The organism is Clostridium sp. (assembly GCF_036646415.1).
Lineage (GTDB): Bacteria > Bacillota > Clostridia > Clostridiales > Clostridiaceae > Clostridium_J.
Map to the genome: position 1 here is coordinate 16,819 of NZ_JAVXMF010000002.1, position 13,288 is coordinate 30,106.

Consider the following 13,288-nt stretch of genomic DNA (forward strand, 5'->3'; position numbering starts at 1 on the left):
TATAAAAAATAAGGTATATTCTATAACTTAATTTATAGAATATACCTTAATAAATTTTACTCTGCGTCTACTTCTTTGATGCTAAGACCTATTTTTCTGCTATCTCCATCAACTTGAGTTATAACAGCTTTAACTGTTTCTCCTACTGTTAGAACATTTTCTATTTTTTCAACTCTCTCTTTAGTAATTTGAGATATATGAACAAGACCATCGATTCCAGCCTCTAACTCAACAAAAGCTCCAAAAGGTGCAAATCTTACTACTTTTCCTACAACAACATTTCCTACTGGATATTTATCTACTATATTGTTCCATGGATCTTCATTTAACATTTTAACACTTAATCCAAGTTTATTATTTTCTTTATCTGATTCTAGAACTATCGCTTTAACAACATCTCCAACTTTGAAAAGTTTAGATGGATTGTTAACTTTGTTCCAAGACATTTCAGAACTGTGAAGTAAACCATCAATTCCGCCCACTTCAACGAAAGCTCCAAATGCAGCTATTCTTTTAACTACACCCTCTACAACGTTGCCTTTTTCTAAAGAAGTCCATGTAGCTTCCTTTTTAGCTTCATTATCTTTAGCTAGTATTTCTCTTCTTGAACCAACTATTTTCACTCTATTTCTCTCTCTTGCAAATTCAATGATTTTAACTTCTAAAGTTTCACCTATATATTTAGCTAAATCATTTACTCTATTTAGTTCAATATGAGATGCAGGTATGAATACTCTTTCGCCCTTAAATAGTGCTACAAGTCCACCTTTTACTTCTTGTTTAACTTCTACTTTTATCACATCTCCATTATCAAATGCAGCTTTAAGTTCTTGTTGTTGTTCTACTCTTAATATTTCGACTCTAGATAATACAACTAAACCATCAGTATTTTTTCTATTAATTACTTTTGCTTTAATAATATCTCCAACATTAATTTGCTCATTTAAAGGAGTTTTTACATCTCTTGAATATTCTTCAACAGTCATTATAGCTTCTGTTTTTGCTCCTATTGTTAAGTAAGCTTCTTTTGCATTAACTTTAAATACTTCACCTTCTAATATTCCACCTACTGATATGTTACTAGTGTCGTTAGAATATTTATCATAAAGGTCCATATCCTCTTTGCTTATATCGTTTTGTTTTTTCATTTTATTAATAGCCTCCTCAATTATATACTCTGGAGTTGAGGCTCCAGCAGTAATTCCTATTTTATTTATATTTTCTTTTCCTAACATACATAAAAATGTTGAATCTACTTTTTCAGCATGATAAGTATTTTTACAATTTGTTTTGCAAATCTCGTAAAGTTTTGTGGTATTTGAACTATTATATCCACCTAAAACCAACATTAGGTCAACTTCCTTTGAAATCTTGTCAGCAGACGCCTGTCTTTCCTCTGTGGCATTACAAATAGTATTAAAGGCTACAATCTCTTTAGCAATAGAAACAACTTTATTTAGAACCTTTTCCCAATTGCTTTGTGTTTCTGTAGTCTGCGAAACCACACATACTTTACCACGAACTATTTTTATATTTTCTCCATTTTTAGATATAATTGCTGAGTTATTACACCAACCATTTATGCCTATAACTTCTGGATGATTTTCATCCCCAACAATAATTATATTATATCCTCTGTTATAATACTCCTCAACCTTTTGTTGTATATTTTTAACGTAAGGACAAGTTCCATTTTCTATTATAACACTATTTGAACATAAATGTTCAAGTACATTTTTTCCTACTCCATGAGAACGTATTACAACGATTTCTTGTGGTTGAAGATTATATGCTTCTTCAATTTCAATTGCATGTATGCCCTTTTCTTCTAAGTTCTTAACTACATCGCTATTATGTATCAAAGGTCCTAATGTATATATCGGTTTATTGTACTTTTCTCTTAGTCTTATAGTTTCATCGACTGCCCTTCTAACTCCAAAACAAAATCCTGCCTTATCTGCAAGAATTACCTCTGGCATAATATCACCTCTGTCTCACTATTAACTATACAATATTTCATTTCAAAAACCTAGCTATTATTTAACTAATAGAGAAAAATCTTTAAATTATTACTTTTATTTTTTAATATACTTAGATATTTCTTCTACAACTTCTTCTATATTCATTAAAGAAGAATCTATCTCAATTGCATCATCAGCTTTCCTTAATGGGTCAATTTCCCTATGTGAATCTATGTAGTCTCTTTTCTTTATATCTTCTAATATATTATTATAATCTACTTTTATATTCTTAGCTATAAGCTCATCATATCTACGTTTAGCTCTTTCTTCTGCTCTTGCAGTTAAAAATATCTTCAAAGTTGCATTTTCAAGTACAACTGTACCAATATCTCTACCATCCATAATTACATCATAATCTTTAGCTATTTCCTGCTGCATGCGAACTAAATTTCGCCTTACTTCTAGTACAGATGCATATTTAGAAACATTATTTGTAACTTCAATATCAGTTAAATTCTTAGTGACATCAACTCCATTCACTATCAAATTATCATTATGAAAATGCATATTTAACGTTTCAATAAGATTGCATAATTTATCCACTTCAGTTGAATCAATTCCTTTTTTCATAGCAAATAAAGTAACTGCTCTATACATTGAACCTGTATTTATATACATCAATTTATATTTTTCACCTAATAATTTTGCAATAGTGCTTTTACCAGCCCCTGCAGGACCATCAATCGCTATTGATGTTTGCATAGTATCACCCCTTGTTTAAATTATATTTTACAGCTTACTTCCAGCTATAAATCCAGTGGATAGGGCTATTTGAACATTATACCCACCTGTGTATGCATCTACATCTATAACTTCACCGGCAAAGCTAAGATTTTCAATGAGCTTTGATTTCATTGTTGACGGATCTATCTCTTTAGTATCTATTCCACCTGAAGTAATTATAGCCTCTGATACTGGCCTTAGTCCTTTTACATTTAATGTGAAATTAGAAATGAGATTAACAAAATTCTTACGTTGATCTTTAGTTATAGTATTTACCTTTTGATCTTCTGAAATTCCACTTAGCTTAACCATAATAGGTATTAATTTTTGGGGAAATAAGTCATCTAAGGCATTTTTAAAATCCTTATTATTATACTTTAAAAAATCCTTTTGTATTCGTAAGTCCAATTCTTTGTCACTAAGTGCAGGTTTAAGATTTAATTCCACAGTATACTTATTTCTAGGCATTATAATACTGCTGGCACTAAGCACTAAAGGTCCAGATATCCCAAAGTGAGTGAATAACATTTCTCCCTGTTCTTTAAATACTATCTTACCAGATTTATTCCTAACGGTTAACTGTATATTTCTTAAAGATAGACCTTGGATGTCAGTTACCCATGGTTCTATAATTTCTAAAGGAACCAAGGAAGGCTTAATCTCTACAATATTATGACCTAACTTCTTACTAAATCTAAAACCATCACCATTAGAGCCTGTTTGAGGATAAGAAGCACCACCTGTAGCCAATATTACATAATCACAACTTATAAATTCACCATTTTCAAGAAGTATAGAAGTTATTCTATTGTCATGTGACTTTATCTCTTTAACTGCAACCCCTAACCTTACTTCTATATCTTTTTCTCTTATGTCATTTTCAAAAGCTCTTATAATATCAGAAGATTTATCTGACTCTGGGAAAACTCTGTCTCCTCTTTCAATCTTAAGTTTTACTCCACGTTCATTAAAAAACTTAATGGCATCTTCATTTGTAAAGCTGTAAAGTGAACTATATAAAAAATAAGGGTTAGTTGGTATATACTCAAAAAATTCACTAATATCTTTTCCATTAGTAACATTACATCGACCTTTACCAGTAATGAATAATTTTTTGCCAAGCTTATTATTCTTTTCTAGTAATATGACCTGGTTTTTTTCGCTAGCTGTTATTGCAGCCATCATTCCACCAGGCCCTCCACCTATAACTACTACCTTTGCCAAAAAATCACCACCTGTGTCTTATTTTGCATTATAAAAATATCTCTATACTATAATTTAATATAAATCCCATGATTATTCAATGTATTTATTTAGTGAAATAAAATATTTTCATTTTTTCACATAGAAAAGGAGAGAATTTTAAAATTCTCTCCTTTTAATATTAAAAGCAAATTAATTTAATATTAAAAATTTCCTTGAGCATACATCGCTTCAGCAACTTTCATGAAACCAGCAATATTTGCACCAGCAACAAGGTTATAGCCATGTCCACATTGTTCTGCAGCTTCCATAGCATTTTTATGAATTGTTACCATGATATGATGAAGTTTTGCATCTACTTCTTCTGCTGTCCAAGCAATTCTCATACTGTTTTGTGCCATTTCAAGTGCAGAAGTAGCAACTCCACCAGCATTTGCAGCTTTAGAAGGTCCAACTATTAATCCCTTCTCTAAGAAGTATTCAACAGCTTCATTTGTACAAGGCATATTAGCAGCCTCACATACAAATTTAACTCCATTATCAACGATTTGTTTTGCGTGCTCAAGATGAATATCATTTTGAGTTGCACAAGGCATTATGATATCAACTTTAACTCCCCATGGTTTTTGTCCAGCGAAGAATTCACATCCAAACTTATCTGCATAATCTTGAACTTTATCTCTTCCTGAATTTCTCATTTCAACTAAGAAATTAATTTTCTCTTTTGTAGTTATTCCTTCTTTATCATAGATGTATCCATCTGGTCCTGATAAAGTAACAACTTTTCCACCTAAGTCAGCAACTTTTATACATGCTCCCCAAGCAACGTTTCCAAATCCAGAAACCGCAACTGTTTTACCAGTAAAATCAGTTCCTTCATGTTTAAGCATTTCTTCACAGAAGTAAGTAACTCCAAATCCTGTTGCTTCTGGTCTTATTAAACTTCCACCATAAGTTAAACCTTTTCCAGTTAAAACTCCATTTTCGAAAGCTCCTCTAATTCTTCTATATTGACCGTATAGGTATCCGATTTCTCTTCCACCAACACCGATATCTCCAGCTGGAACGTCTACATCTGGTCCTATATGTCTATAAAGTTCAGTCATAAAGGCTTGGCAGAATCTCATGATTTCAGCATCAGATTTTCCTCTTGGATCAAAGTCAGATCCACCTTTACCTCCACCTATAGGAAGTCCAGTTAATGCATTTTTAAGTATTTGTTCAAATCCTAAGAATTTTACAATTCCTAAATAAACTGATGGGTGGAATCTTAAACCACCTTTGTAAGGTCCTATAGCTCCGTTAAATTGTACTCTATATCCTCTGTTTACTTGAGTCTTACCATTATCATCGGTCCAAGACACTCTAAACATTATTTGTCTTTCAGGCTCACAGAATCTTTCTAGTAGGTTTGACTCCATATACTCTGGGTGATTTTCAAGAACAGGACCTATAGAGTTTAAAACCTCTTCTACAGCTTGTATAAATTCTGGTTCTCCATTGTTTCTCTTTTTAACGTTTTCTAGCACTTGTCCAATATAAGCTTTAGTATCCATAGTAATATTACCTCCTAAAATTTAAACAATATTGATATTTATTTAATTTACCTTTGATAAATTTTTCAAAAATCTCAAGTAAATCTTTACAATTATATATATTCGTCGTAAACGTTTTTTTTCCTTCTTTTTAAAAATATTTTAACAGATTTATTGCAAAAATTAAAAACGATTACATACCTTTATTTACATAATAGAATATTTTCATTTATAAATCAACATATATTTTGAAATTTTAAAATTTACTGATATCTTTATTGTTTTTATAAGAGTAAATTTGATACTCTTGCCATACTTGTTCAAGATCTGTGAATGTTTTCGAAATCTTATCCTTTTCTTTTAATCCAACAGCTATAATAAGAGCATTAATAACGCTTAACGGCGCAACAAGTGAATCTACAAACGAAGCCATATTGCTTTCTGCTATAAGTACGTAATCCGCTTTTGTTGCTAATGGTGATAAAACACTATCTGTAATTGCAACTACATCTGCTCCTCGTGCCTTTGCATAATTCAGTGCCTCAACAGTTCTCATTGCATAACGTGGAAATCCTATTCCTATAACACAATCCCCTTCACCTAAGGTTAGCATTTGCTCAAAAATATCACTCATTCCATAGGAAACGATTTTCACGTTATCAAGTATTAAATTCAAATAAAATCCTAAAAAGTCAGCAAGAGCTGCAGAACTTCTTAATCCTACAATATAAATTTTCTTAGATTTTAATACACTGTCTACAGTATTCTCGAATGCATCATAATTAATTTTTTCCATAGTAGATCTTATATTTTCTATATCTGATTTTAAAACTCCCTTTAAAGCATTATTAGGAATAATAAAGTCATTAGATAACTCAATTCTCTGTGCAGTAGTAAGTTTATTTTTAATTAATTCTTGTAGAGCATTTTGAAGTTCTGGATATCCTTCATATCCAAGTTGGTTTGCGAATCTAACAACTGTGGACTCACTAACACCTACACTTACCCCAAGTTTAGCAGCAGTCATAAATGCAGCTTTATCATAATGTTTTAATATGTATTCAGCAATAAGCTTTTGTCCTTTACTTAGTCTTGAAAATTTAGTCTGTATCAGTCTCATTAAGTCTATGTTATTATTTTCCATGCGCAACTCCTTTTTTAAAAGATTTTTAAATCTATAATTCATTTTTCAGTAAAATGAATTATACACTTCATATTAACATATGATAACATATCCTTCAACCTTAAAATTTTATAATTTTATTCTCCAAAAATAATCACCCCTTAAGAGGTAATTATAACCATGTTATATGATTTATTAATCCACATTAAACCTTGTTATATCATAGTGTGCATGCCATATTACTTTTTTTCTATAACTAATAAATATGGTGCGTTTTCACTTCTATTAATCACCCTATGAAGCATAACACCAAAACTATTTTTAGGCAGAGAACTTGCATATTTAAGCAATTCTTCACTTTCACGCTGTCCCTCATTGTGACCAACATATACAGCTATTAATGCAAATCCACCATTTTTTAATATTTTCAAAGTTTCTTTAATACTTTTCAAAGTTGACTCTGCTAGAGTTGTAATTTCCTTATCTCCCCCAGGAAGAAATCCTAAATTATAAATTGCAACATCAATTTCTTCCTTAATATATTCTTTTATGTTTTCATGAGAATCTAAAATAAGTGTTACATTATCTTTATTTTTCTTTCTATAATTTTCAATTGCAGAAAGTTGAATATCAAAAGCATACACTTTTTGAAAATTTTCACTTAGAAAATCACAATCTCCTCCATTACCTAATGTCTCATCTATGGCAACTCCATTATATTTTACAAAATTCTTTATAATATAATGTGATAAGTCTGTAATATTTCCTAAATATTTAAACACTTCCTATTTCCCCACCTTTTAAATATTGAACTTCTTCTATGGTTAAATGTCTCCATTGTCCTTCCTTTAAATTATCACCTAATGATAGTTTACCTATGGATACACGCTTTAGCATAAGCACTTTATGGCCTACCGCTTCACACATTCTTCTTACTTGTCTATTCTTACCTTCATGAATTGAAATAGCAATTTCACAGCTTTCTTTATATACGTTGAGTAAAGTACATTTTCCAGGAGCTGTAACATAGTCTCCAATATCTATTCCCTTTTCAAATTTAAACTTTACTTCATCATCTATTAATCCTTCTACTATAGCTATATAAGTTTTATCAATTGCTACTCTAGGATGAATTATATTGTTATAAACCTCTCCATCATTAGTAAGCAATATAAGTCCAGAGGTATCATAATCCAATCTTCCAACTGGATAAATCCTTTCATTTACATTAACTAAATCTAATAGTGTCTTACGACCTCTATCATCTTTAACAGCAGAAATATACCCTGTAGGCTTATTAAGTGCTATATATACCTTGTTTTCTTCTGGTGTTATTAATTTATTATCTAACTCAACTATATTAGTAGACGGATCAACTTTTGCTCCTAATTCATTTATTATAATTCCATCAATCTTAACTCTACCTGATAATATTATTTCTTCGCATTTACGTCTTGATGCAACACCACATCTAGCCATGTACTTTTGTAATCTTTCTTCCATTGTAAACTTCCCTTCATATCCTATTAAAATGAATTATAATTTTAATTTGTAAAAAAATCAATAAATGATACAAATATTTATTATAAATAAGACATTAACATTGCATATAAACATACAATGTTAATGTCTTATAAGAAAGATATGAACTATAGGTAAATTAATCCTATTTTAATTGATTAAGTTTTGAATCCGGTTGTTGCTCCATATAGCCTGTCTTTGAATTTCTACTTTCATTTGATTTATCATTCATAGAAGTAAGCTCACCATTCATCTTAGGCGCTTTTTTAGGTTTGTTTTGTTTATTTTTAGCCAACTCTCTCACCTCCCATTAAATATTATTTTCAAAATTCCAAGAAATATACGACCTGATTCTATTTTATTAGATTTAACATATACTCTTTATCTATTAGTATTACACTTGGTATTATAATTTGTCATAATTAATAAATAATTTTACATAATAAGCTTTATTGAGAAAGTTAGCAATAAGTGATATATTAGAAATATAGTTATGAATAAGTTTGAGAAAATAAAATAGATAATTATTTAAGGGGGAATTATGTTGAACAATCCTATATTTTTCATGCCTACAAGGGTAATTTGTGAAAAAAATGCAGTACTAACCCATGGTCATATTATGAATACCTTAGGAAGTACTGCTTTAATAGTAACTGGGAAAAATTCATCTAAGCTAAATGGATCTTTAAGTCACGTACTAAACTGCTTAAAAAACAACAATATAGAAAGTCATATTTTTGACGAAGTCGAAGAAAACCCTTCTACAGAGACAATAGAAAAAATTAAATCTTTTAGTAAAAACAAAAATATAGATTTTATAATAGGAATAGGTGGAGGCTCTCCAATAGATGCTTCTAAGGCAGTTGGAATACTGATTAACAATCCAAATATTAAGGTATCGGAATTATTTTCAAATGAAAACCTTAATTCTCTTCCTATCGTTGCAGTTCCAACTACTGCTGGTACCGGAACTGAAACTACTCCCTATTCTATACTTACAGATCATAGTGTTAAAAATAAAAGAGGAGTTCTATCAAAGATTTTCCCAGTTATTTCCTTTGTAGATGCCTCGTATTTAATGGATACGCCTAAAAATGTAACAATAAATACTGCAATAGATGCACTTTCTCATTTAATCGAGGGATATTTATCTGCTGCTTCTAATCACTTTAGTAATGCTCTTGCTGAGAGTGGTATGAGCATATTTAAAAATTGTATTCCACATCTTTCAAAAAATGATATTTCCTTTGAAATACGTGAGAACCTAATTATAGCATCATCTATAGCTGGTATGGTTATTTCCCAAAGTGGAACATCTATACCTCATGGTATGGGATATCCTTTAACTTATTATCATAATGTGCCACATGGAAAAGCAAATGGAATACTATTAAAAGAATATCTTTCAGTATATAATGAAAATAACTCAAATAAGGTTAATAGAATACTTACTCTATTAGACTTTGCAAATATTAATGAATTTGGGGAATTTGTAAGTGAACTACTTGGTGATAAAATAAATATTTCCGTAAAAGATTTGGAAAACTATTCTACTTATATGAGTTCTAACGAAGCTAAGTTGAAGAATCACCCATATAAATTAACATATGAAGATATATTAACAATTTATAAAAATAGTATAAAATAAAAACAAACAAAAACAACTAAGAATAATTACCTTCTTAGTTGTTTTTGTTTATTATATTAAATTAAAGTTTCTTACTAACACCTTGCATTATATTTTATGGTAAATGCTCTGTACTAACTTACTCGTCCATTTTATTTCATTTAATAGACATATTATAAGTACCGCTACAATATATTACTCATTAGATTTCATTACCCACAATCTCTTTGTAGGTAATTTCAAGTTGAGCTAGGATAGCCTTTGCAATTGCAGTTCCAAAGTTTTTTTGTTTCTCCATTGAATTTATAATTATATTATTATTTTCATTGTCTAAAAAAGCACATCCTATTATTATAGCATCCATCTTTGTTTCTCTTATAACCGCAAAATAATCTTCTCCTCTACTCCCCATTTTATTATAAGTTTTAACTGCACGTTGACCAATTTTCATCATTTCGCTACTTATTTTATTCGTAAGCTCTAATCCTTTACCATTATATATAGAATAAATAACCTCACCTCTATCACCACCACCTATATTGCAATGGATAGAAACAAAATAATCTGATTCATTATTATTAGCCATTCTAGCTCTCTCAGAAAGTCCAAGATACTTATCTGTAATTCTCGTCATTTGTACCTCAACTCCATGACGAGAAAGCTCTTCGCCACACATTTGAGCTATAACTAAAACTATATTTTTTTCTATTAGATTTCCATAAACAGCTCCGGGATCGGCACCACCATGCCCTGGATCTAAGGTTATCTTATACATATCACTTCTCCTTTTCACCAATATATTAATTTCATATATAATATTCTTAGAATATTATATATGTGATTAATATATTGGTAAAGAACATTTAAAATTTAAGTTACACTTACTATACATATAAAGTTTACATTACTTTTTGCTATAAATTTTATCAATTACACTGTTATATATTGAAATATTGTATTGTATAGCATCCAGGTAATCTGGCTTTATTCTATTATAATGATCTATACCTTCATCTGTGATTTTATAGAGACGTTTATTTTTTCTATCAAAGTCTTCCCATTTAGCTGTAAGATATAAATTTTCTTCTAAATCTCTGAGTAACGGATATACTAAACCATTAGATACCTTAGTAAAGTTAGAATTTATATAATTTACTATTTCCAATCCATACTCTTCCTTTTTTTCATATATTAAATAATGAAGAATGTATAATTTAACAAGTTTTGTAGTATTAATCCTATTATCTAAAGTTGCAACTCTTTTTCTACTTTCGCCTTTCATATCTAGTCCTCCTTTTTAATTATATTTTTATTATACTTTACTATTTCAATTATGACAATTATTATTATGATAATATTCTTTGTATATGATTATAAAGAATATATAAACATAGTTACATATAAGTTATTGCCTATATGTAACTATGTTTTATTATAGATATTCCATTAAATCTTCTATAACCTTTTCCAGTTTCTCTTCAATATGAATCTTTTTCTCATAATATTTATTAAGTTCTTCATAATTATCAGCTAGTTCATTCATTTTATTTGTAATTTCTTGTATCTCATTTTCTAATTTAATCATTTCATCTTCAAGATTTTTTCTTAACTTCTCTTTTTTCTTGGAAGGATCAACTTGTTTTTCTCTCCTTACATTTACCTCTTTAATCACTTTTGGAAGAGTCTTTTCCTTATTTCTCTCATCATATTTAAGCCTATAGTAATCATAATCACCTAAATAATTTATAAACTCATTACCTTCAATTGAAATTATTCTGTTACTAATCTTATTTATAAAGTATCTGTCATGAGACACAAAAAATATAGTTCCTTTAAATTCCTCTAATGCAGATTCTAAAATTTCTATAGAATCTATATCTAAATGATTAGTAGGCTCATCTAAAATCAACAAATTTACATCCTCATAAATAAGTTTACTAAGCTTTAATCTAGTTTTTTCCCCTCCAGAAAGATTTTCTACTTTTTTAAATACATTTTCACCAAAGAACATGAACTTTGCTAAATACTCTCTCGCCTTACCCTCTAAAATTTCAATATTGTCCCTAAAACATTCAATAACTGTCATAGTCTCATCATTGAATGTTATGTCTTGGGGTAAATATCCTATCCTTACATTGGCTCCAACTTCAATCTTTCCATGATCTACTTTTTCTTCTCCTAGTAATATTTTTATAAAAGTAGACTTTCCACTTCCATTTGGACCAATTAAAGCTATCTTCTCTTTAAATCTAACTAAAAAACTACCATTATTAATCAAAGTTTTATCCTTAAATCTCTTATATGCTGATTCAACCTTAATAACATCCACACCTGAACGTTCTCCCTCTATAAAAGTCAACTTTATATTTTCTTTTTCAAGTTTAGGCTTATCAACTCTTTCTACTTTATCTAAGCGTTTTTGCATACTCTGGGCTCTTTTTATAAATTTAACATTATCGGCTCGATTTCCCCAATCCATTAATTGTTTTATTGTATTTTCCATAGCTTTAATCTTCTTTTCCTGTTCCTTAAATGCTTCAAATTGCAACATCATATTTTCTTCCTTTTGTTTAATGTAATAGGAATAATTTCCTTTGTATATAGTGCATTCTTTATCTTCTACTTCTACAGTTTTAGTCGTAACATTATCAAGAAAGTAACGATCATGTGATACCACAATAACAGTCCCTTTATAACTCTTAAGATATTCTTCAAGCCATTCTAAAGACTCCATGTCAAGATGATTTGTTGGTTCATCAAGCAATAATATATCTGGATTTTCTAAAAGAATTTTACCAAGTATAACTCTAGTTTTCTCTCCTCCACTTAATACCTCAAAAGGTTTTTTAATAAATTCTTCATTAAATTTTAATCCCATGCATACTTTACTAAGCTTTTCTTCCATATTGTAGCCACCAACAGCTTCATACATTCCTTGAATATAACTATATTGTCTTAAGAGTTTATCCAACAATTCTCCATTCTGATCTCTCATTTTATCCTCTAAAACTTTCATGTCTTTCTCTAGGATATAAATATTTTTAAACGCAGAATGAAGTACATCTTTAACTAAACTGCTTTTTTCGTAAGTAGGAATCTGTTGAAGATATCCAACTGTAGATCCCCTACTTATATCTATTGATCCTCCATCAATATTCTCTTCTCCGGATATTAGTTTTAAAATTGTGCTTTTCCCACTTCCATTTCTACCAACTAATCCAAGTCTATCTCTATTATTAACCTGAAATGTTATATTGCTTAAAACCTCATTGGATCCAAAGTACTTTACAATACCATTTAATGATAATTCAACCATTATAAACGTCCCCCTTTAAACAATCTTATGTAACTTAAGAATTTAAATTTACTCTCATAAATTCAAATTCTTATTATAAAACAAACCATCCTATAAAAAATCCGGGCAAGTATTCTTGTCCGGTGTAAATTTACAAATAACATATTAAAATTATAATTCAAACCATAGTTAATATCAATAATATTCCAAATTTTTAGTCTTTCCATAACTTTATAACGA

General features: G+C 29.5%; 12 protein-coding genes. 1 reads left to right on the forward strand and 11 read right to left on the reverse strand.

Annotated features, from left to right (window positions below; translation table 11 throughout):
- Positions 1 to 56 precede the first annotated feature (56 nt).
- The 8 genes from RSD37_RS01380 to RSD37_RS01415 form a co-directional block, all read right to left on the reverse strand.
- Positions 57 to 1,979 carry a bifunctional 4-hydroxy-3-methylbut-2-enyl diphosphate reductase/30S ribosomal protein S1 gene (locus RSD37_RS01380; RefSeq protein ID WP_346944904.1) on the reverse strand — a complete coding sequence of 641 codons (1,923 nt, stop codon included), beginning with the start codon at positions 1,977 to 1,979 and terminating at the stop codon, positions 57 to 59.
- Between the two features lie 96 nt (positions 1,980 to 2,075).
- A complete protein-coding gene (gene cmk / locus RSD37_RS01385) occupies positions 2,076 to 2,723 on the reverse strand; it encodes a (d)CMP kinase (protein WP_346944905.1) in 648 nt (215 codons plus the stop codon).
- Positions 2,724 to 2,750: 27 nt separating this feature from the next.
- Positions 2,751 to 3,968 (reverse strand): NAD(P)/FAD-dependent oxidoreductase, encoded by a 1,218-nt coding sequence (locus RSD37_RS01390; protein ID WP_346944906.1) that lies wholly within the window; start codon positions 3,966 to 3,968, stop codon positions 2,751 to 2,753.
- 182 nt (positions 3,969 to 4,150) lie between these two features.
- Positions 4,151 to 5,503 (reverse strand): NADP-specific glutamate dehydrogenase, encoded by a 1,353-nt coding sequence (gdhA, locus tag RSD37_RS01395; protein WP_346944907.1) that lies wholly within the window; start codon positions 5,501 to 5,503, stop codon positions 4,151 to 4,153.
- 235 nt (positions 5,504 to 5,738) lie between these two features.
- On the reverse strand, positions 5,739 to 6,626 hold the full coding sequence (locus tag RSD37_RS01400; protein WP_346944908.1) for a MurR/RpiR family transcriptional regulator: 888 nt from the start codon (positions 6,624 to 6,626) through the stop codon (positions 5,739 to 5,741).
- A 218-nt stretch (positions 6,627 to 6,844) separates the two neighbouring features.
- Positions 6,845 to 7,387, reverse strand: coding sequence for a class I SAM-dependent methyltransferase (locus tag RSD37_RS01405; protein WP_346944909.1), 543 nt, complete (start codon positions 7,385 to 7,387; stop codon positions 6,845 to 6,847).
- Positions 7,380 to 8,108: a pseudouridine synthase gene (locus tag RSD37_RS01410; protein ID WP_346944910.1), complete on the reverse strand. Its 729-nt coding sequence runs from the start codon at positions 8,106 to 8,108 to the stop codon at positions 7,380 to 7,382. The genes RSD37_RS01405 and RSD37_RS01410 overlap by 8 nt, the downstream gene beginning before the upstream one ends.
- Positions 8,109 to 8,271: 163 nt before the next feature.
- Complete coding sequence (locus tag RSD37_RS01415) at positions 8,272 to 8,421, reverse strand: hypothetical protein (protein WP_346944911.1); 150 nt, start codon at positions 8,419 to 8,421, stop codon at positions 8,272 to 8,274.
- A gap of 246 nt (positions 8,422 to 8,667) precedes the next feature.
- Here RSD37_RS01415 and RSD37_RS01420 point away from each other — a divergent pair, with 246 nt between their 5' ends.
- On the forward strand, positions 8,668 to 9,774 hold the full coding sequence (locus RSD37_RS01420; protein WP_346944912.1) for an iron-containing alcohol dehydrogenase family protein: 1,107 nt from the start codon (positions 8,668 to 8,670) through the stop codon (positions 9,772 to 9,774).
- Between the two features lie 181 nt (positions 9,775 to 9,955).
- Here RSD37_RS01420 and RSD37_RS01425 read toward each other — a convergent pair whose 3' ends face one another.
- The 3 genes from RSD37_RS01425 to abc-f all read right to left on the reverse strand — a co-directional run bounded on the left by RSD37_RS01425 (position 9,956) and on the right by abc-f (position 13,069).
- On the reverse strand, positions 9,956 to 10,528 hold the full coding sequence (locus tag RSD37_RS01425) for an N-acetylmuramoyl-L-alanine amidase (RefSeq protein ID WP_346944913.1): 573 nt from the start codon (positions 10,526 to 10,528) through the stop codon (positions 9,956 to 9,958).
- 129 nt (positions 10,529 to 10,657) lie between these two features.
- Positions 10,658 to 11,035, reverse strand: coding sequence for a PadR family transcriptional regulator (locus RSD37_RS01430; RefSeq protein WP_346944914.1), 378 nt, complete (start codon positions 11,033 to 11,035; stop codon positions 10,658 to 10,660).
- Between the two features lie 150 nt (positions 11,036 to 11,185).
- Complete coding sequence (gene abc-f / locus RSD37_RS01435; RefSeq protein WP_346944915.1) at positions 11,186 to 13,069, reverse strand: ribosomal protection-like ABC-F family protein; 1,884 nt, start codon at positions 13,067 to 13,069, stop codon at positions 11,186 to 11,188.
- Between the last annotated feature and the right edge of the window lie 219 nt (positions 13,070 to 13,288).